18 protein-coding genes and 1 pseudogene are annotated in these 19,562 nt (G+C 75.7%); 12 read left to right on the forward strand and 7 right to left on the reverse strand.

Going from position 1 to position 19,562, the window contains the following annotated elements:
* Positions 1 to 36 precede the first annotated feature (36 nt).
* A complete protein-coding gene (locus ACWDYF_RS01010) occupies positions 37 to 696 on the forward strand; it encodes a histidine phosphatase family protein (protein WP_389464468.1) in 660 nt (219 codons plus the stop codon).
* Positions 697 to 766: 70 nt separating this feature from the next.
* A complete protein-coding gene (locus ACWDYF_RS01015; protein WP_381740129.1) occupies positions 767 to 2,386 on the forward strand; it encodes an ABC-F family ATP-binding cassette domain-containing protein in 1,620 nt (539 codons plus the stop codon).
* A gap of 52 nt (positions 2,387 to 2,438) precedes the next feature.
* Here ACWDYF_RS01015 and ACWDYF_RS01020 read toward each other — a convergent pair whose 3' ends face one another.
* A complete protein-coding gene (locus ACWDYF_RS01020) occupies positions 2,439 to 3,557 on the reverse strand; it encodes a baeRF2 domain-containing protein (protein WP_389464466.1) in 1,119 nt (372 codons plus the stop codon).
* A 57-nt stretch (positions 3,558 to 3,614) separates the two neighbouring features.
* Here ACWDYF_RS01020 and ACWDYF_RS01025 point away from each other — a divergent pair.
* Positions 3,615 to 3,862, forward strand: a pseudogene (locus ACWDYF_RS01025) (DUF6158 family protein).
* Positions 3,863 to 3,932: 70 nt separating this feature from the next.
* On the opposite strand, the gene ACWDYF_RS01030 reads toward ACWDYF_RS01025, so the two are convergent.
* On the reverse strand, positions 3,933 to 4,484 hold the full coding sequence (locus ACWDYF_RS01030; RefSeq protein WP_381740132.1) for a type 1 glutamine amidotransferase domain-containing protein: 552 nt from the start codon (positions 4,482 to 4,484) through the stop codon (positions 3,933 to 3,935).
* A 60-nt stretch (positions 4,485 to 4,544) separates the two neighbouring features.
* On the reverse strand, positions 4,545 to 4,928 hold the full coding sequence (locus ACWDYF_RS01035; RefSeq protein WP_389464463.1) for a DUF2795 domain-containing protein: 384 nt from the start codon (positions 4,926 to 4,928) through the stop codon (positions 4,545 to 4,547).
* A 387-nt stretch (positions 4,929 to 5,315) separates the two neighbouring features.
* On the opposite strand from ACWDYF_RS01035, the gene ACWDYF_RS01040 reads away from it, so the two are divergent.
* The 3 genes from ACWDYF_RS01040 (at position 5,316) to ACWDYF_RS01050 (ending at position 8,988) form a co-directional block, all read left to right on the forward strand.
* Positions 5,316 to 6,263, forward strand: coding sequence for a chromosomal replication initiator protein DnaA (locus tag ACWDYF_RS01040; RefSeq protein ID WP_389464462.1), 948 nt, complete (start codon positions 5,316 to 5,318; stop codon positions 6,261 to 6,263).
* Positions 6,264 to 6,583: 320 nt separating this feature from the next.
* Complete coding sequence (locus tag ACWDYF_RS01045; protein ID WP_389464460.1) at positions 6,584 to 7,840, forward strand: aminotransferase class I/II-fold pyridoxal phosphate-dependent enzyme; 1,257 nt, start codon at positions 6,584 to 6,586, stop codon at positions 7,838 to 7,840.
* Positions 7,837 to 8,988, forward strand: coding sequence for an MBL fold metallo-hydrolase (locus tag ACWDYF_RS01050; RefSeq protein WP_389464458.1), 1,152 nt, complete (start codon positions 7,837 to 7,839; stop codon positions 8,986 to 8,988). Before ACWDYF_RS01045 ends, ACWDYF_RS01050 begins: the two co-directional genes overlap by 4 nt.
* 64 nt (positions 8,989 to 9,052) lie before the next feature.
* Here the strand turns inward: ACWDYF_RS01050 and ACWDYF_RS01055 are convergent, their stop codons facing one another.
* Entirely contained in the window at positions 9,053 to 9,694 is a 642-nt protein-coding gene (locus ACWDYF_RS01055; protein WP_381740139.1) for a DedA family protein, read from the reverse strand.
* A complete protein-coding gene (locus tag ACWDYF_RS01060) occupies positions 9,691 to 10,464 on the reverse strand; it encodes an MBL fold metallo-hydrolase (RefSeq protein ID WP_389464455.1) in 774 nt (257 codons plus the stop codon). Before ACWDYF_RS01060 ends, ACWDYF_RS01055 begins: the two co-directional genes overlap by 4 nt.
* A gap of 86 nt (positions 10,465 to 10,550) precedes the next feature.
* On the opposite strand from ACWDYF_RS01060, the gene ACWDYF_RS01065 reads away from it, so the two are divergent.
* The 4 genes from ACWDYF_RS01065 to dnaK all read left to right on the forward strand — a co-directional run bounded on the left by ACWDYF_RS01065 (position 10,551) and on the right by dnaK (position 15,943).
* Positions 10,551 to 10,988 (forward strand): hypothetical protein, encoded by a 438-nt coding sequence (locus tag ACWDYF_RS01065; RefSeq protein ID WP_381740142.1) that lies wholly within the window; start codon positions 10,551 to 10,553, stop codon positions 10,986 to 10,988.
* A gap of 162 nt (positions 10,989 to 11,150) precedes the next feature.
* Positions 11,151 to 13,316, forward strand: coding sequence for an alkaline phosphatase family protein (locus ACWDYF_RS01070; RefSeq protein WP_389464453.1), 2,166 nt, complete (start codon positions 11,151 to 11,153; stop codon positions 13,314 to 13,316).
* Positions 13,317 to 13,457: 141 nt separating this feature from the next.
* Positions 13,458 to 13,883 carry an OsmC family protein gene (locus tag ACWDYF_RS01075; protein ID WP_381740145.1) on the forward strand — a complete coding sequence of 142 codons (426 nt, stop codon included), beginning with the start codon at positions 13,458 to 13,460 and terminating at the stop codon, positions 13,881 to 13,883.
* A gap of 155 nt (positions 13,884 to 14,038) precedes the next feature.
* Complete coding sequence (dnaK, locus tag ACWDYF_RS01080) at positions 14,039 to 15,943, forward strand: molecular chaperone DnaK (RefSeq protein ID WP_389464450.1); 1,905 nt, start codon at positions 14,039 to 14,041, stop codon at positions 15,941 to 15,943.
* Between the two features lie 265 nt (positions 15,944 to 16,208).
* On the opposite strand, the gene ACWDYF_RS01085 is transcribed toward dnaK, so the two are convergent.
* The gene (locus ACWDYF_RS01085) at positions 16,209 to 17,072 is read right to left on the reverse strand and encodes a helix-turn-helix domain-containing protein (RefSeq protein WP_389464448.1); all 864 of its coding nucleotides are present in this window, start codon (positions 17,070 to 17,072) and stop codon (positions 16,209 to 16,211) included.
* 52 nt (positions 17,073 to 17,124) lie between these two features.
* A complete protein-coding gene (locus ACWDYF_RS01090) occupies positions 17,125 to 17,964 on the reverse strand; it encodes a helix-turn-helix domain-containing protein (protein ID WP_018571769.1) in 840 nt (279 codons plus the stop codon).
* 40 nt (positions 17,965 to 18,004) lie between these two features.
* On the opposite strand from ACWDYF_RS01090, the gene ACWDYF_RS01095 reads away from it, so the two are divergent.
* Both ACWDYF_RS01095 and ACWDYF_RS01100 read left to right on the forward strand, forming a co-directional pair.
* Positions 18,005 to 19,114: an ADP-ribosylglycohydrolase family protein gene (locus ACWDYF_RS01095; protein ID WP_389464445.1), complete on the forward strand. Its 1,110-nt coding sequence runs from the start codon at positions 18,005 to 18,007 to the stop codon at positions 19,112 to 19,114.
* Positions 19,115 to 19,249: 135 nt separating this feature from the next.
* Positions 19,250 to 19,555 carry a 4a-hydroxytetrahydrobiopterin dehydratase gene (locus ACWDYF_RS01100; RefSeq protein WP_381740151.1) on the forward strand — a complete coding sequence of 102 codons (306 nt, stop codon included), beginning with the start codon at positions 19,250 to 19,252 and terminating at the stop codon, positions 19,553 to 19,555.
* The last annotated feature ends 7 nt before the right edge of the window (positions 19,556 to 19,562 follow it).

A 19,562-nucleotide genomic window follows, 5' to 3' on the forward strand; every position in this document is an offset into this window, starting at 1 on the left:
CACGGCACGCCCCTGCCTCCGCACCCGGGACCACCTATGCGCCTGCTCCTCGTCCGCCACGGCGAGACCCCGTCCAACGTCGCCTCGCTGCTGGACACCGCCGCCCCGGGGCCCGGCCTGACCGCACGCGGCGCCCGGCAGGCCGCCGCGCTGCCCGAGGCGCTCGCCGACGAGGACATCGAGGCGCTGTACGCCTCCACCCTGGTGCGCACCCAGCTCACCGCCGCCCCGCTCGCCGCCGCCCGCGGCCTTCGCGTGCACATCCGCGACGGCATCCGCGAACTGGCCGCGGGCGACCTGGAGCGCGAACCGGGCGACACCGAACGCGGGCGGCTCTACATGCGTACGGTCCTGGCCTGGGCGGACGGCGAGCGCGAACTGCGGATGCCGGGACCGGGCGGCGAGAGCGGCACCGAGGCACTGGCCCGCTACGACGCGGTCGTCGCCGAGGCCGCGGGCAGCGGCGCCCGGACCGTCGCCATGGTCAGCCACGGCGCCGCCATCCGCCTGTGGACCGCCGTCCGCGCCCGCAACCTGGACGCGGACTTCGCCGCCGCCCACCCGCTGCGCAACACCGGCGTGGTCGTCCTGGAGGGCTCGCCCGACGGCGGGTGGCAGGCGCTGTCCTGGGCGGGCGCGCTCGTCACGCCCGCGCGCGAGGGCGGGCCCGCGGGCCGCCCGGTCGACGCCGGATGACCGGGCGCGCGGACCGCTGACCGGTTAAGGGTTTGCCGCCGCCCCGGGCGCGCCCGCACAATGCGTGACCATGGGACATCTGGAAGCCGCGCACCTGGAGTACCACCTGCCCGACGGGAGGACGCTCCTCGGCGACGTGTCCTTCCGGGTGGGCGAGGGAGCGGTGGTCGCCCTCGTCGGGCCCAACGGAGCGGGCAAGACGACCCTGCTGCGGCTGGTCTCCGGCGAGCTGAAGCCGCACGGCGGCACCGTCACCGTCAGCGGCGGCCTGGGCGTGATGCGCCAGTTCGTCGGCTCGGTCCGGGACGAGACGACCGTGCGCGACCTGCTGGTGTCGGTCGCGCCGCCGCGCGTGCGGGAGGCCGCCCGCGCCGTCGACGCGGCCGAGCACGCCCTGATGACCGTCGACGACGAGGCCGCCCAGCTGGGGTACGCCCAGGCGCTCGCCGACTGGGCCGAGGCCCGCGGCTACGAGGCCGAGACCCTGTGGGACATGTGCACCACGGCCGCGCTCGGCGTGCCCTACGAGAAGGCGCAGTGGCGGCAGGTGCGCACCCTGTCCGGCGGCGAGCAGAAGCGGCTGGTCCTGGAGGCGCTGCTGCGCGGCACCGACGAGGTGCTGCTGCTCGACGAGCCCGACAACTACCTCGACGTGCCGGGCAAGCGCTGGCTGGAGGAGCGGCTGCGGGAGACCCGCAAGACGGTCCTGTTCGTCTCCCACGACCGGGAACTGCTCGCCCGCGCCGCCGAGAAGATCGTCTCGGTCGAGCCGGGACCGGCCGGGGCCGACGCCTGGGTGCACGGCGGCGGCTTCGCCACCTACCACGAGGCCCGGCGCGAGCGCTTCGCCCGCTTCGAGGAACTGCGCAGGCGCTGGGACGAGAAGCACGCCCAGCTGAAGAAGCTGGTGCTCAACCTGCGCCAGGCCGCCACCGTCAGCCATGAGCTGGCCTCCCGCTACCAGGCCGCCCAGACCCGGCTGCGCAAGTTCGAGGAGGCCGGGCCGCCCCCGGAGCCGCCGCGCGAGCAGGACATCCGGATGCGGCTCAAGGGCGGCCGCACCGGCATCCGGGCCGTCACCTGCGAGGGCCTGGAGCTGACCGGCCTGATGAAACCGTTCGACCTGGAGGTCTTCTACGGCGAACGGGTCGCCGTCCTCGGCTCCAACGGCTCCGGCAAGTCGCACTTCCTGCGGCTGCTGGCCGGCGGGGACGTCGCGCACACGGGCGCGTGGAAGCTGGGCGCGCGCGTGGAGCCCGGCCACTTCGCCCAGACCCACGCCCACCCCGAGCTGGCCGGGCGCACCCTCCTGGACATCCTGTGGACCGAGCACTCCCAGGACCGGGGCGCCGCCATGTCCCGGCTGCGCCGCTACGAGCTGACCGGCCAGGCCGAGCAGTCCTTCGACCGGCTCTCCGGCGGCCAGCAGGCCCGCTTCCAGATCCTGCTGCTCGAACTGGCGGGCGCCACCGCCCTGCTCCTGGACGAGCCCACCGACAACCTCGACCTGGAGTCCGCCGAGGCCCTCCAGGAGGGCCTGGAGGCGTACGAGGGCACCGTCCTCGCCGTCACCCACGACCGCTGGTTCGCCCGCTCCTTCGACCGCTACCTGGTCTTCGGCAGCGACGGGCGGCTCCGCGAGACGGCGGAACCGGTCTGGGACGAGCGGCGGGTGGAGCGGGCGCGGTAGGTCCTTCCGCGCGGCCGGACCGGCGGCGCGTCCGGGAAGGGCACGGTGCGGCTCAGCGCCAGCGCAGGATGGCGCCCAGGCCGCCGCTCGGCGCGGCGCCCGCGGGCAGGGGGGCCACCGGGGTCAGGGACAGTGCCGCGGCATCCGTGGTCACCGCCGCGCGGATCAGGGCGTCGTCGGCGCGCGTCGCCCACGCGTGCCGCTCGCCGAGCGTCCGCAGCTCCCCGCGGCGCGCCGCCAGCTGGTCCGGGTCCTCGCCGACCCACACCTCGCGGTGGGCGTCCGCCGCCTCGGGGCGGATCAGCAGCTCCTCGATACGGTGCTCGCGGGCCGCCTCGACCAGCGCGGGCACCCCTTCCACGGCCCCGGCGCGGCCCGCGTCGTCGGGCGCGCGGGCGGCCCGGAACCGGTCCAGCTCCCCGTCGATCCGGTCGCGTACGTGCTCGGCGCGCAGTTGCTCCACGTCCTCGTCCAGCAGCCTGCTCCCGAAGCCGTGGGTGGCCTCCACCACGCGGTCGCGCAGCCGCTCGGGCAGCCGTGCGCGCACCTCGTGCCGCTCCCGCTGCTCACCGACCACGATCATCAGATCGGCCCGGGTCTCGTCCTGGCAGACGCTGAGCGCGTCGGCGATCTCGGCGGCGTTGTGCTCCCAGGTGTTCTCGACCTTCAGCTGGAAGTGCCGCTCCGACCAGTCGGCACTGCTCGTGCGGTGCAGGGGCCACTGCCGCCCCGTCACCGTGCCGGCCTCCCGGCGGCCCAGCGCGCTGCGCAGCTCGAAGTCGGCGCCCTTGCGGTCGACGTAGGCCACGATCGCGACCGGATCCTCGCCCGCCAGGTCCAGCAGCGGCCCCACCCGGGGCAGCGGACCCCACTCGGCCCGGCTGCCGCCCTGCGGTGGACGGGCGAGACGCGGGTCAAGGACGACCGTCCCGGACCGGGCGAAGAAGGCCCGCCCGTGCGGGTCGGGGGAGTGGCGCAACTCCTCGACCGCCTCCTCGACGGCCCGGCAGGTCGCCCCGTCCGCGCCCCGCTGCGCCAGCTCACCGGCCATCGCCCGCGCCGTCAGACGCAGCTCGTGCGCGCTGTCCTGCGTGGGACGGGAGGTGTCGACGTACACGGAGGCCCAGGGGCCCGGGTGTTCGTACAGTGGATGGAGAAAGGCGAGCTCCATGGCTCCCTCCCGGATGCCGGTCGGTGGCGGTGTGCGCCGGGCGGGTACCCGGGCCGCATGGACGAACACGACGAGCGGGGCAGCACCATGACCGGAGTCGACCCGGGCCGCCTGGACGACCAGCAGCTCATGAAGGAGCTGGAGACCATCCACCGCACGCGCCACGACACCCTGCTGTACGGCTCCGACGACGCGCTGCGGGCCCACAACGGCCGTATGGCCCAGCTGGAGGGCGAGTATCTGCGGCGAATCCGCGGCGGCTGGTCGCGGCCGGGCGGACCCGGGAGGGCGCGCGGGAGCGCTGAGACCCCCGCCCCGGTCCCCGCCGGGGCGGGGACCGGGGCGGGCACGGTCGGCGCCGCGCCGACGGCCGGTTCAGCCGCCGTTCGGCCCCTGCCGGGCGAGCACGTCGAGGAACGCCGCGTCGAACGCCTTGAGGTCGTCCGGCTTGCGGCTGGTGACCAGCGTGTTCGGGCCGTTCGTGCAGATCTGCACCTGCTCGTCGACCCAGGTGCCGCCCGCGTTGCGGATGTCCGTGCGCAGACTCGGCCAGGAGGTCAGCACGCGGTCGCGCACGACATCGGCCTCGACCAGGGTCCAGGGCGCGTGGCAGATCGCCGCGACCGGCCTGCCCCGGTCGAAGAAGCTCTTGACGAACGCCACGGCCCGCTCGTCGGTGCGCAGGAAGTCGGGGTTGGCCACGCCGCCCGGCAGGACCAGCGCGTCGAACGAGTCGGCGGAGGTGTCCCCGACGACCTCGTCGACGGGGAACGTGTCCGCCTTGTCCAGGTGGTCGAAGCCCTGGACCTCGCCCGCCCGCGTGGACACCAGCACGGGTTCGTGCCCGGCGCCCTCGGCCGCCTTCCACGGCTCGGTCAGCTCGACCTGTTCCACGCCCTCGGGTGCGGTCAGAAAAGCGATGCGCATGATGGTTCGGAGTCCTTCCGTCGCCTGTCCGGAGTCTTTCGGCCGCCTGTGGGCCAGGCGTCAGGCGCGTTCGTGGTGGGTCACTTCCTCGGCCAGCTCCTGGACGTTGGCGTACCGCGTCCGGCGCGGCAGCCGCTGCACGGCGTCGGCCAGCGCGTCCGGCGCGTTCTTGCGGCGCAGTACGCGGGCCAGCTCGCCCGGGTCCGCCGGGAAGGCGCTGCGGCCGAGGATCCTGGCCAGTTCCAGGCGCACGGTCTCCAGGGAGGCCCGGGAGCCGCCCGGGGCCACCGGTCCGCCCCACACCTCGGGGTCGTCCTCGGCGGTCGGCTCCGGGTCGTGCCACTCCTCGCTCCGCGTGGGGTGACCGGACCGGAGCAGGCCCTGCAACTCGTGCTTCATCTCTTCGTCACGGTGGACACTCAGCCGGTCGCTGCCTCGCTGCATGTCTCCCTCCAGATCGTCGGGGATGGCCTGCCGCGTACCCGTGCACGCCGAGCCGACACGGCCTTTCCGGCCCGGATGCCGGAGCCCGCGGCGCCCGCCGGGACACGCCGGAGCCCGCGCCGCCCACCGGCGCGCGAGATCACCCGATAGGCCGCCGCCGTCCCGCGAATGGTGCCCGGCCGCGCGCGCCGGGCGGCGCCCGGGGCTGTGATGGCGGAAGGGAGAGGCACGGCCACCGCGCCCGCCCCTTCCGGGCCCCTGGCCCCGTCCGCCGTCCGTCCCGTGCCGCACCGTCCGCCCCTCACCCGCACACCGTCCGCCCCCCACCCGCACACTGTCCGCCGTCCGCACACCGTCCGCCGTCCGCCGGTCCGAGGAGTTCCGCCCATGCGCCGTAGCGCCACCCGCGCCCTGCCCGCCGCCGTTCTGGCCGCGCTGGGGGTCATAGCGGGCTCCGCCGCGCAGGCCGCCGCCGTGTCCCCGGCCGTGTCTCCGGCCGTGTCTCCGGCTGTGCCCCCGGACTCCGTCCGGCAGGCGGCAGGCCGCGGTGCGGCCCTCGCGGAGGGAGCCGTGACGGAGCGGGGCACGGGCGCCGGAGTCCGTGCGGCCGCGGCGCGGAGCGGCGCGGCGGTCGGGCCCACGCCCGCGCAGGACGGTCCGCCGGACGGCGGGCCGGGTACGGGTGTCCGGGCGGCCGCCCCGGTCCCCGCCCTCGTGCCCGACCCGCCGGACGGGTCCGGCGGGGACGACGGCGCGCTCCAGGATCCCGCCGACGACCCGGTGCTCCAGGACGCGCTGGCCCACGACCCGGCCCGCGAGGCGGCCTCCCCGGACCCCCTCCGGGATCCGCTCGCCGACACCGGCCCCCAGGTCGGCACCGTGCCCGGCGACCCGGTCACCGGCCCGTCCCCGTACGCGTACGACCCCGCCCACGGCACCTCCCCGGCCCAGGACGGCCGGGACCAGGCGCCCCACGCCACGCCCTCGCGTACGCCCGGCCGGGACGCGGCCGCCACCCGGGCCCCGGGCCGCGACACGCCCCCGCGCGACCAGCCGGGCCGCACCCCGGGGTCCGGCTGCGCCGGGGACACGGGCGCGGACCGGGACGGCGGACCCGACGGCGCCCCGGGCAGGAGCGGGTACGACGGCGGCGACGACCGGCCGGGGTCGGACGACCCGTGCCGGGGGGCGGCGGCCGAGCACGGGGTGCAGGCCGGTACGGGCGGCTCCTTCACCGCCTCCCTGCCCGCCCTGATCGGCGGCGGCGTCCTCATCGCGATCGCGCTCTGCGGCGCCGCCCACCGGATGTGGCGGCGCAGGCGGGCGGACGGCTGACCGGGCCCGCAGGACACGGCATGCCCCCGCACGGAACCGCTCCCTCCACGGCCGCCGCACACACCGCGCCGCGACCGGCCTCCCATGGGACGCCGTGCCCCGGGGTACCCGCACGCCAGGTGCGCCGGTCCGGACCGTACGGAGTCGCCTTCCGTGCGGGACGCGGCGGCGGACCGGCCGGGCCGGGTGCCGCCGCACGGGCCGCGTCCGAGGCGCCGGGCCCGTACGGCACCACGGCGGTACGGCACGGTGTCCGGCACGGCAGCCGGACCGGACCCGGTGTCCGGCCCGGCACCAGGGACTGCGCGGAGGTGGCGGCCATGCGGCGGACGGTCCCCGAGGGGCACGGCCACGGACCGGTGCGCTACGGGCCCTCGGCGCTGCCCGACGACGGGCTGCCGGTGCTGCCGGAGCTGTGCGAGGCGCTGGCCGCCGCCGCGGGACGGCGCCACGACCGGCCGATCGGCGGCGCCGCCGCGCTCCTGGACGCCGCCGCCGGACACTGGGCGCGGCGCGGGCTCGCGACCCGGCCCGAGCGGGTGGCCGCCGCGCCCGGCGCACCCTCCCTGCTGCTCGCCCTGACCGCCGCGCTCGGCGGCGACGTCCTCGTGCCCCGGCCCTGCGCCGCCTGGTGGGCGCCGTCCGCGCGGCTGCTCGGCAGGCCCGCCTTCTCCGTCGCGACACCGGCCGGGAGCGGCGGTGTACCGGACCCGTACGCCCTGCTGGAGACCGTGCGCAGGGTCCGCGCCGAGGGCGGCGACCCGCGGCTGCTGGTGCTGTCCGTCGCGGACGACCCGACCGCCACCGTGGCCCCGCCGGAACTGCTGCACCAGACCGTCGAGGCCGCCGCGGGCGAGGGGCTGCACCTGGTGGCCGACGAGACCTGGCGCGACACCGTGCACGCGCCGCACGGCACGGTGCTGCTCAGCCCCGCCGAGATGCTGCCCGAGCGGGTCACCGTCGTCACCGACCTCGCCGGGGCCTTCCTGCCGGGCGGCTGGCCCGCCGCCCTCGCCCGCTTCCCGGCCGGCGCCACCGGCGACGCCCTGCACGCGCGCGTGCTGGACGTCCTCACCGCGCTGGACGCCCGGATCGCCGAACCCGTCGCCGCCGCTGCCGCCTACGCGCTGGACGAACCCGCGCCCGTCACCGCCCGCCGCGCCGCCACCGTGCGCCTGCACGCGCGCGTGGCCCGCGCCCTGCACGCCGCCGTGGTCGGCGCGGGCGCCCTGGCACCGCCGCCGCAGGCGGGCCGCCACCTGTACGCCGACCTCGGCCCGCTGCGCCCCGCGCTCACCGCCCTCGGGGTCGGCGACGCGCAGGAGCTGGAGGACTTCCTCGGCGCCCGGCTGGGCATCGCCGCGCCCGGTGGCCACCGGTTCGGGGACGGCCTCGGAGCCCTGCGGGTCCGGCTGTCCTGCGCGGATCTGCTCGGCGGTACGGACGAGGAGCGCGCGGCCTGCCTCACGTGCCCCGATCCGCTGGAACTGCCGCACCCGCGAAGCGCGTTGATCTCCTTGAGGTCCGTCTTCGACGGTCTCCGTGACGATGCTCGGCGATGGGAGCCTCCTCGATGACGCAGCAGTCCGAGCCGACCACGACCCCGACCGCCGAGCCGATCCCGACCACCGCCCCCACGTCTCCGTCCCCGACCACCGCCCCCACGTCCCCGTCCCCGACCACCGCCCCCGCGTCCCCGCCCCCGTCCGCCGCCGCCACGGCCACGCGCCCCGGCGGCGCGCCCGCCCCGTTCCCGCCGCTGGCCGAGCCGCGCCCGCTGGGGGAGCGGCGGGTGTGGCCGCGCGCCTTCCACGACCGGCTCACCGCCCCGCTGCCCGGTCTCAAGGCCCTCGCTCGGTTCGCCCGCGAGGGCGCGGTGCGGCCGGGCCGGGAGGGACTGGCCGACGTCCCGCTGCTGCCGTACGAACCGGGGCCGCTGCCCCGCGTGGACCACCGCACCGTCGCCGTCACCTGGGCCGGGCACGCGAGCTGGGTGCTGCGGATCGGCGGGCTGACCGTCCTGACCGACCCCGTGTGGTCCCGCCGTATCGTCGGCACCCCCGCCCGCATCACCCCCGTCGGCGTCCCCTGGGAGGCGCTGCCGCGCGTCGACGCGGTCGTCATCAGCCACAACCACTACGACCACCTGGACGCCCCGACCCTGCGCAGGCTCCCGCGCGACACGCCCGTGTTCGTGCCCGCCGGACTCGGCCGCTGGTTCCACCGCCGCCGGTTCACCCGCGTCACCGAGCTGGACTGGTGGGAGGCGGCCGAACTGTCCGGGGTCCGCGTCGACTTCGTGCCCGCCCACCACTGGTCCAAGCGCACCCTCACCGACACCTGCCGCAGCCTGTGGGGCGGCTGGGTGCTCACCGCGCCCGACGGGCAGCGCGTGTACTTCGCGGGCGACACGGGCTACGGCCACTGGTTCGAGCGCATCGGCCGCCGCTACCCCGGCATCGACCTGGCCCTGCTGCCCATCGGCGCCTATGACCCGCGCTGGTGGCTCAGCGACGTGCACTGCGACCCGGAGGAGGCCGTCCGCGCCGCCCAGGACCTCGGCGCGCGCCGGATGGCCCCGATGCACTGGGGCGCCTTCGTGCTCTCCGCCGAACCCGTGCTGGAACCCCTCACGCGCGTCCGCGCCGCCTGGCACCGGGCCGGTCTGGCCCGCGAGAACCTGTGGGACCTCCCGGTGGGCGCCTCGGCGGTCCTGCCGTCCTGACCGGCGCGCGGCCTCGCCAGGAATTCCCGCGCACCCTCCGCGGGCGCTGTCCCGCCCCCCCGGGTCAGCCCGAGCGGTGCACCGGCGCCGAGCGGCGCAGCCGTCGCCACACCGCCGGGGCCGCGCCGACCAGCACGGTCACGGCGATCGCGGCGGCCACGCCCTCCCACGGCTCCCGGAACAGCGACCCGCCGAGGATGCCGATCACCTGGTACGTCGCCGCCCAGGCGAGACAGGCGGGCAGGTTGCCCCGGGAGAAGCGGCGCAGCGGCCACTCCGCCAGCAGACAGGCCAGCATCACCGGTATGCGCCCGGCCGGCACCAGCCGGGAGAGGACCAGCACCGCCACACCGTGCTCGGTGAGCTTCTCCTGCGCCTGCGCGAGCCGGTCCTCGGGGGCGCGCGAGCGGATCGCCTCCAGCCAGCGCGAGCCGTTCTTCGAGCCGAGCCCGCGCCGCCCCAGCCAGTACAGCGCGGCGTCCCCGAGGAACGCGGCCAGCGCCGCCGTCACGAACACCAGCGCCAGCGAGAACGGCGCCGTCTGGTGCACGGCGACCACCGCCGCCGAACTGACCAGCGCCCCGGTCGGCACCACCGGCACCAGCGCCCCGATCAGCACCAGCAGGAACAGCGAGGGATAGCCGAGCGCCTGCTGGGTGGACTCCGGCGGCACCACCGTCGTGACGGCGGCGGCGAGCCGTATCACCGGGCGACCTCCGGCCGTACGCTCTCCCCGTGCCCGAGCCGGTGCACCGCCACCTGGGGCGCGCGCAGCGCGGCATGGCGCACGAACTCCTCGCCCGGCGCGTAGAACTCATGGGGGCGCACGGCGTCCATCCCGATCGGCCAGTACGTGCCGTAGTGCACCGGGACGGCGCTGCGCGGCGCGAGCCGGGCCAGCGCCTGCGCCGCCCGCCCGGCGTCCAGATGGCCTTCGCCGAGGTACGGCCCCCAGCCGCCCACGGGCAGCAGCGCCACGTCCACCGGCCCGACCTCCTCGGCCATCGTCTCGAACAGACCGGTGTCCCCGGCGAAGTACGTCCGGGCGGCGCCCTCGACGACGTAGCCGAGCGCCGGTGAGCGGTGCGGTCCCACGGGCAGCCGACGCCCGTCGTGGCGCGCGGACACCACCCGGACCACCAGCCCGCCCGCCTCGAACCGGTCGCCGGGCGCCACCTCGGTGATCCGCAGCCCGGCCAGCCGGCGCAGCCCCGGCACCGCCCGCGCCGCGCCGCGCGGCACCAGCACGCGGGTGCCCGGGGCGAGCCGGGCCAGCGAGGGGAGGTGCAGATGGTCGGCGTGCAGATGGGAGACGAGCACGAGGTCGGCCTGCCAGGCGTCCGGCGGCGGCGGTGCGCCCCGGCGGCGGCGCAGATGCGCGAGCCGGCGGGCGAACAGCGGATCGGTCAGCACACGCACGCCCGAATCCTCGACCGTGCACGTCGCGTGACCCCACCAGGTGATCTCCACCGGCACCTTCTTTGCCTCCTTCGCGCGACTCCCCCTGAGCCTACGTGCAGGGGTAGGGTCGGCGGGCAGAACCCGGAGGTGAGGGAGACTCCATGGGAGATGTGCGGGACGCTCGCGGCCAGGGCGTCGCGACGCCGGTCCGTGTGACGGCGATCGCCAGTCTGACCCCCCTGGAGGAGCTGAACGAGGACCCCTTCCTCGTGGACTCCCGCAGTCAGTACGCGATGTGCGCGCGCTGGGCCGCCGAGCACGGCTATGTGATCGCGCGGGAACTGCTCGTGGGCGGGCTGCGCACCGACCACCGCGCGCTGTGGGAAGGCGTACGGCCGGGCCTGGACCTGTTCGTGGCGCCCAGCCGCCGGGTGCTGGAGCGGGCGCTGTCCTCCGTGGAGGAGTTCACCGCGGAGTGCGCGCGGCGCGGGGTGCGCGTGGAGACGGTCGGCACCGCCGAACCCTGCTACGACGCCCAGATGAAGGCCCGCGTCCACCGCCGCCTGTCCATGCCGACGGCGGGCTACGACGGCCGCTGACCGGCTCCGGCGCGCCGACCGGCCCGGCGGGACCCGGCCGCCTGTGGACAACGGGCCGGAGGGTGCCCGCGGCCTGTGGACGACGGGCCGGTGCGCTCCCGCCGTGTGACAAGCTGGACCGGGCCCGTGCGGACGACCCGGGCCGGGACGTGAGGTGCGGACGTGCGAGGCGGGTGGTGGCGGCGGGCCGCCAGTCAGGCGGGACGGAGCATCACGGTGTGGGCCGTCTCCACGGTCACCATGCTGGTGCTCGCCGGGATCCTGCCGGACTTCCGGCTCCAGTCGGCCGACGGCGACAGCGCCACCACCATCGCGGTGACCGCGGCCCTGGGCGCCGGTGCCTTCGGTGTCCTCTCGGCCGTCGTCTGGCCGCTGCTGGTCCGGCTGCTGCTGCTCGTGCCCGCGCTGGTCCTCGGGCTGCTGGTGTTCTTCCTCAACGGCTCGCTGCTGCTGCTCGCCCTGCGCGTCAACCCCTCCGGGCACCCGCAGGCGGCCCCCGAGACCGCCGTCATCGTGGCCGCGGTGATGTCCGCGGTGGCCTCCGCCACCGGCGGCGCCCTCGCCGTGCGCGACGACGAGGCGTACCGGCGCAGACTCCACCGGCTCGCCGACCGCCGCCGCAGACGGCAGCCGCCCTGCTCGGGCACGCCCGGCACGGTCCTGATCCAGCTCGACGGCGTCGGCCACGACGTGCTGCGGGACGCCGTGGACCAGGGCCTCATGCCGACCGTCGCCCGCTGGCTGGGCACCGGCACCGGCACGGGCCCCGGCAAGGGCACCGGCACCGGCGCGGAGACCGCCCCGGGCGCCGCCGCGGACATCACCCCGGGCCGCCCGCCCACCCACCGCCTCACCCCCTGGCGCACCGACTGGTCCAGCCAGACCGGCGCGAGCCAGCTCGGCATCCTGCACGGCAGCAACCACGACGTCCCCGCCTTCCGCTGGTACGAGAAGGACACCGGCGAGGTCATGGTCTGCAACCGGCCGGCGAGCGCGGTCGAGCTCCAGCGCCGCGCCGTCGCCCGCACCGGCGACGACGGACTCCTCGGCGACGACGGCGCCAGCCGCGGCAACCTGTTCAGCGGCGGCGCCGGGGAACTGGCCCTCGTGCTGTCCGTCTCCGCGCGCCGCGGCCGCGGCACCCGCTCCCGCGCGGGCTACTTCGCCTACTTCTGCGACCCCGCCAACGCGGTGCGCACCGCCCTGTCCTTCGGCGCCGAGGTGGTCCGCGAGATCGGCGAGTCGCTGCGCGCCCGGATCCGGGAGCAGCGCCCGCGCGTCTCCCGCGGCGGGCTCTACCCGCTCGTCCGCGCCTTCGCGACCGTCGTCGAACGGGACGTCGTGGTGGCCGCCGTGATGGGCGACCTGCTCGCGGGCCGCACCGCCGTCTACGCCGACCTGGTCGCCTACGACGAGGTCGCCCACCACTCCGGACCGCACAGCCGGGACGCCGCGAAGGTGCTGCGCCGCCTGGACCGCTCCCTGGCGCTGATCGAGAAGGTCGCCGAGCACGCCCCGCGCCCCTACCGGATCGTCGTCCTGTCCGACCACGGCCAGAGCCCCGGCGAGACCTTCCACGCCCGCTACGGCCTCACCCTCGGCGACCTGGTCCGGGCGGGCTGCGGACTGCATGTGCCCCGCAGGGCCGAACGCACCCGCAGCGGCGCCGAGGCACGGGCCGCCGTCCGGGCCGCGCTGCGCCGCCCGGCCGAGGAGCCGCGGGAGCGGCAGCCCGCGGGCCGCCGCAGCGAACCCGTCGTCCTGGCCTCCGGCAACCTGGGCCTGGTCTCCTTCCCGGACGTCCCGCACCGCATGAGCCGCGAGGAGATCGACGCCCGCCACCCCGCGCTGCTGCCCACCCTCGCCAACCACCCCGGCGTCGGCTTCCTGCTGGTGCGCAGCGAGGAGCACGGCGGCGTGGTGCTCGGCGCGCGCGGCGCGGAGACACCCCTCGCCGCCCTCGGCACCGATCCCGGACCGCTGGCCGTGTTCGGACCCGGCGCGGCCGACGCGGTGCGCCGCACCCACTCCTTCCCGCACACCGCCGACATCATGGTCAACTCCTGCCACGACCCGGACGACGGCGAGGTCCTCGCCTTCGAGGAGCAGATCGGCTCCCACGGCGGGCTCGGCGGGCAGCAGGGCCGCCCCTTCCTGCTGTCGCCGCTGCTGTGCTCCCCGCCGGCCGAGGGCGGCGGGGAGATCGTCGGCGCCGAGCAGGTCCACCGGGTCCTGCGCCGCTGGCTGGCGGAGGCCGCCGCCGACGCCGCCGAGGCCGCCCCGCGGGTGCCGCGTCCGGCCCGGCCGGAGGAGGAGCGGGCCGCCTGACCGCTCGGCCCACGCACGAGGCCGGACGGAGAACGTCGGGCGGCGCACCCCGTTCGGCGGGTACGCGCGGCGCGGATGTGATCGGATGGGGGCGAACGAACCCCGGAAACGGGTACCTAGGCGAAAGGTATGGAACACACCGTGGCAACCACGCGCACCGCTCACACCGTCTGGGAAGGCAACCTGCTTCAGGGCAACGGCGTCGTCACCTTCGACTCCTCCGGTATCGGCGAGCAGCCGGTGTCGTGGCCGTCGCGCGCCGAGCAGGCCAACGGCAGGACCAGCCCCGAGGAGCTGATCGCCGCCGCCCACTCCAGCTGCTTCTCGATGGCGCTGTCGCACGGCCTGGCCGGTGCCGGCACCCCGCCCACCAAGGTCGAGACCAGGGCGGACGTGACCTTCCAGCCCGGTGAGGGCATCACCGGCATCCACCTGACCGTCGAGGGCTCCGTCCCCGGCATCGACAACGACGCGTTCGTCGCCGCCGCCGAGGACGCCAAGAAGAACTGCCCGGTCAGCCAGGCCCTGACCGGCACGACGATCACCCTGGACGCCAAGCTCGTCTGACGCGTCCCGCGCATCGCCCGGCGCCGCGCCCCCGCTTCTCGCGAAGGGGGGCGCGGCGCCGTCGTGTTCCCGGCCCGCCTGGGTACCCGGACGGGGCGCAGAGCAGCGGCGGAAGCGCAGGGGCAGAGCAGGGGAAGCAGGGAAAGGGGACGGCCATGGCACGCGCGGTCGGGATCGATCTCGGGACGACGAACTCGGTGGTGGCCGTCCTGGAGGGCGGCGAACCCACGGTCGTCGCCAACGCGGAGGGCGCGCGGACCACCCCGTCGGTCGTGGCGTTCGCCAAGAGCGGCGAGGTGCTCGTCGGCGAGGTCGCCAAGCGGCAGGCGGTGACGAACGTGGACCGCACCGCCCGCTCCGTCAAACGCCACATGGGCGACGCGCACTGGCGCTTCCCCGAGGAGGGCTCGGTCGACGGCACCCGCTACCGGGCGCAGGAACTGTCCGCCCGGGTGCTCCAGAAGCTCAAGCGGGACGCCGAGTCCTACCTCGGCGAGGACGTCACCGACGCGGTGATCACCGTGCCCGCCTACTTCGACGACGCCCAGCGGCAGGCGACCAAGGAGGCCGGGGACATCGCCGGTCTGAAGGTGCTCCGCATCATCAACGAGCCCACGGCCGCCGCCCTCGCCTACGGCCTGGACCGGGGCGAGGAGCAGACCGTCCTCGTCTTCGACCTCGGCGGCGGCACCTTCGACGTGTCCCTGCTGGAGATCGGCGACGGCGTCATCGAGGTCAAGGCCACCAACGGCGACACCCACCTGGGCGGCGACGACTGGGACCAGCGGATCGTCGAGCACCTGGCGAGCCGGTTCCAGGGGCAGTACGGGATCGATCTGCGCGCCGACAAGATGGCGGTGCAGCGGCTGCGCGAGGCCTCCGAGAAGGCCAAGATCGAGCTGTCCTCGTCCACCGAGACCTCCATCAACCTGCCCTACATCACGGCCTCCGCCGAGGGCCCGCTGCACCTGGACGAGAAGCTCACCCGCGCCCAGTTCCAGGAACTCACCGCCGATCTCCTGGAACGCTGCAAGAAGCCGTTCCACCAGGCCGTCCAGGACGCGGGCGTCAAGCTGTCCGCCATCGACCACGTGATCCTCGTCGGCGGCTCCACCCGGATGCCCGCCGTCACCGAACTGGTCCGCGAACTCACCGGCAAGGACCCGCACAAGGGCGTCAACCCCGACGAGGTGGTCGCCGTCGGCGCCGCCCTCCAGGCCGGGGTGATCCGCGGCGACGTCAAGGACGTGCTGCTGCTCGACGTCACCCCGCTGTCCCTCGGCATCGAGACCAAGGGCGGCATCATGACCAAGCTGATCGAGCGCAACACCACGATCCCCACCCGGCGTTCGGAGATCTTCACCACCGCCGAGGACAACCAGCCCTCCGTCGGCATCCAGGTCTACCAGGGCGAACGCGAGATCGCCTCCTACAACAAGAAGCTCGGCGTCTTCGATCTCACCGGGCTGCCGCCCGCCCCGCGCGGGGTGCCGCAGATCGAGGTCGCCTTCGACATCGACGCCAACGGCATCATGCACGTGTCCGCCAAGGACCTCGCCACCGGCCGCGAGCAGAAGATGACCGTCACCGGCGGCTCCGCCCTGCCCAAGGACGACATCGACCGGATGATGCGCGAGGCCGAGCAGTACGCCGAGGAGGACCGCACCCGCCGCGAGGCCGCCGAGACCCGCAACCAGGCCGAGCAACTCGTCTACCAGACCGAGAAGTTCCTGCGGGACAACGGCGACCGGGTGCCCGCGGCGACCAGGAGCGAGGTCGAGTCGGCCGCCGCCGAGGTGAAGTCCCTGCTGGAGAAGAACGCCGACACCACCGCCCTGCGCACCGGCGTCGACCGGCTCGCCACCGTCAGCCAGCAGATGGGCCAGGCCCTGTACGCCCAGGCGCAGCAGCAGAGCCCGCCCGAGGACGCCGCCGGACCCGCCGGGACCGGCGGCGCCCCGGACGACGAGGGGGTGGTGGACGCGGAGATCGTCGACGACGACCGCGGCACGAGCGGCGGCCGCGACGACGGCGAGCGCCCTAAGGACGGCGCCTCCTGAGCCCCCCCCGGGGCGGAACAGCTCGGCGGCCCGGCCCACCGCCTCCGGGTTCAGGTCCGGTGTCCCCTGCGACAGCAGCAGATGACCGCCCGGGGCCAGGGCGTCGACGTGGCGCCGCACCCAGGCCGTGCGCGTCGTTCCAGGTCGTCCGGGTCGCCGGGGAGGTCATGGGTGAGCGCCACCAGGGACAGGCACACCGGCCGGGAGAGGTCCAGCGCCCACGCGTGCCGCGGCACGATGTACGGCTCCTCGGCCGTCCCCCCGGTCAGTACCTCTCGCGGCACTCCCGCAGCAGCTTCCGGGTGCGTTCGGCGGTCGCCGCGCGGGCCGTCATGTGGTCGAGGACCTCCAGATGCGCGGAGACCTCCTTGCGCGAGTCCAGATACAGCGCGCCGGTCAGGTATTCGGTGTAGACCAGGTCGGGCAGCTCCGGCTCGGCGAAGCGGAACAGCGAGAACGGCGCGTACGTCCCCGGATGCGGGCCGTCCGCGAACTCCGCGACCTGCACCGTCACCCGGTCCCGCTCGGTGTACTCCAGCAGCTTGTCCAACTGCTCGCGCATCACCGCGCCGCGGATGCTCACCGGCCGCAGCAGCACCGTCTCCTCGACGATCACCCACAGATGCGGTGCGTCCGGGCGCTCCAGCAGCTCCTGACGGGCCATGCGCAGCGACACATGCCGCTCGATGGCCTCCGGGCCCGTCTGCCCGACCGTCCCGGCCTCCAGGACGGCGCGCGCGTACTCCTCGGTCTGGAGCAGTCCGGGCACGAAGTGCGGCTCGTAGGAGCGGATCAGCCGGGCCGCGCCCTCCAGGCTCACGTACAGGCTGAACCACTCCGGCAGCACATCGTGGAACCGCTGCCACCAGCCCGGCTCGTTGGCCTCCTCGGCCAGCCGCACGAAGGTGGCCGCCTCCGCCTCGCCCACCCCGTACGTCGCCAGCAGCATCTGCACGTAGGGGATCTTCAGGGAGACCTCGGCCAGCTCCATGCGCCGCACGGTCGCCGCGGTCACCCGCAGCACCTGCGCGGCCTCCTCGCGGGTGCGGCCGGCCGCCTCCCGCAGCTCCTGGAGCCTTCTGCCGAGCACCACCTGACCCACGGTGGGCGCGGGCCGCCGCTCACTCACGCCACGCCTCCCGACCCGTGCCGACAACCGCGCAGCAGTCTGTCACACCACCTCAAGCCGACAGCGAACGAAGGTACTTCACCGTCGCCGGGTCGGCGGGCAGGAACGTCTCGATCGCCAGCTCCGCCACCGTCACGTCCATGGGCGTGTTGAACGTGGAGATCGACGACACGAACGACAGCACCTGCCCGTCGTGCTCGATCCGCATCGGCAGCGCGAAGTACGGCACCTCCCCGGCCGGTTCCTCCGGGACGCCGCCCGGCTCCGGCTCCGGCACCGGGTACGCGGCCACCTCCTCGTACAGCGCGCGCAGCGCCTCCGAACGGTCCAGTGCGATCTGCCGCTCCATCTGCGCCAGCAGATGCCCCCGCCACTCGCGCAGATTGCGGATGCGCGGCGCGAGGCCCTCCGGGTGCAGCGTCAGCCGCATCGCGTTCAGCGGCGGCGCGAGCAGCCGCTCGGGGACGCCCTCCAGCAGCATCGCCACCCCGCGGTTCGCCGTCACCACGTCGTACACCGCGTCCACCACCAGCGCCGGATACGGCTCGTACCCCTGGATCAGCCGCTCCAGACCCTCCCGCAGCGCGCCCAGCGCCGGATCGTCCAGCGGTGTCTCCGGATAGCGCGGCGCGTAACCGGCCGCCAGCAGCAGCGCGTTGCGCTCGCGCACCGGCACCTCCAGCTGCTCCGCCAGCCGCAGCACCATCTCCTCGCTCGGCCGGGAGCGGCCCGTCTCCACGAAACTGATGTGCCGGGCCGAGGAGTCGGCGCGCAGTGCCAGCTCCAGCTGGCTGATCCGCCGCCGCTCCCGCCAGGCCCGCAGCAGCGGCCCCGCACCACGGCCCGAGGGGGCGGTGGGGACCCGGACGTCACCGGTCGCGAGAATGGTCATACGTACGACCGTAGTCGAAACGCTGTCGAGGAGTGACCGCATGAACGAGCTGGGGAAGCCGTCGGGGGAAGCGGTGGCCGTGTACCGGGCGAGGGTCCGCGGCTGTCTGCTGGGCGGCGCCGTCGGGGACGCCCTCGGCTATCCGATCGAGTTCAGCGCCCTGGAGCGGATCCGGGCCACCCACGGCCCGCGCGGCCTCACCGGCCTGGTCACCGCGTCCACCGGGGCCGGGGCCGTCGGCCTGGTCAGCGACGACACCCAGATGACCCTGTTCACCGTCGAGGGCCTGCGCCAGGCGCACCAGCAGGGCCACGGCCCGCGCCTGGGCAGCGCCGGGTTCCGGCTGGTGCGCTGGGCCTACGAACGCTGGCTGGAGACCCAGCGCCGCACCGGACCGCACGAGAGCGAACTCGCCCAGCCCTCCGGCGGCTCCTACGCGGGCCCGCGCGGCGGACTGGTCACCGAAGGGTGGCTGTACTCCCGGCGCGCGCCCGGCAACGCCTGCCTGTCCGGCCTCGCCCTGGACCTCGTGCCCGACCCGGCCGCCCCGCTCGGCCCGCCCGGACCCATCAACTCCGACTCCAAGGGCTGCGGCGCCGTGATGCGCTCGGCGCCCTTCGGGCTCACCGGCGCCACCGCCGAGGAGGCCTTCGAGAGCGCCGCCCGCTGCGCCCAGACGACCCACGGCCACCCCACCGGCTACTACGCGGCCGGTGCCCTCGCCGCGATCGTCGCGCACCTGGTGGACGGGGAGTCCGTGGAGGGCGCCGTGCTGCGCGCGCTGCGCCTGCTCGGCCGCCACCCCGGCCACGAGGAGACCACCACCGCCCTCACCCAGGCCCTCGACCTGGCCGCCGAGGGCGCCCCGAGCGCGGAGCGGGTGGAGCGGCTCGGCGCCGGGTGGATCGCCGAGGAGGCCCTGGCCATCGGCGTCTACGCGGCCCTCGCCGCCCCCGGGACCGAGGAGGCGCTGCTGCTGGCCGTCAACCACTCGGGCGACAGCGACTCCACCGGGTCGGTCTGCGGGAACATCCTCGGCGCCCGGCACGGCGACCACGCCCTGCCGCACCCCTGGGTGGAGCGCGTGGAGGGACGGGCCCGGATCGCCGTCCTCGCCGACGACCTCGCGGCCGCCTGCCTGCCCGGCTGAGCCACGCGGCGCCCGCCGGGCCGGTTCCCGGCGGGCCTCCTGTGGCAGGCTGAACGGGGCAGGCCGCACCGGCACGCCCCGAGACCGCCGCCGCGGGCCGCGCCGCCCCGCGGCGCCCAGGAAGGGAGCCGGCCCATGGCCGTCGCACCGCTGCCGCACCAGGAGATCGAGGACCGGCTGGCCGATCTGCCCGGCTGGACCCTCGACGGGGACCGTCTCACCCGCACCTACCGGCTCGGCTCGCACATCGCGGCGGCCGCGCTCGTGGCGCACATCGCCCAGGTGCAGGACGAACTCGACCACCACTCCGACCTCACCCTCGGCTACCACACCGTCCACCTGAGCGTGAACACCCACAGCGCGGGCGGCGCCGTCACCGAACTGGACCTCCGGCTCGCCCGCCGTGTCCAGGACCTCGCACCGGCCCACGGAGCGAGCTGAACCACGC

It is taken from the genome of Streptomyces sp. NPDC003284 (assembly GCF_053589675.1).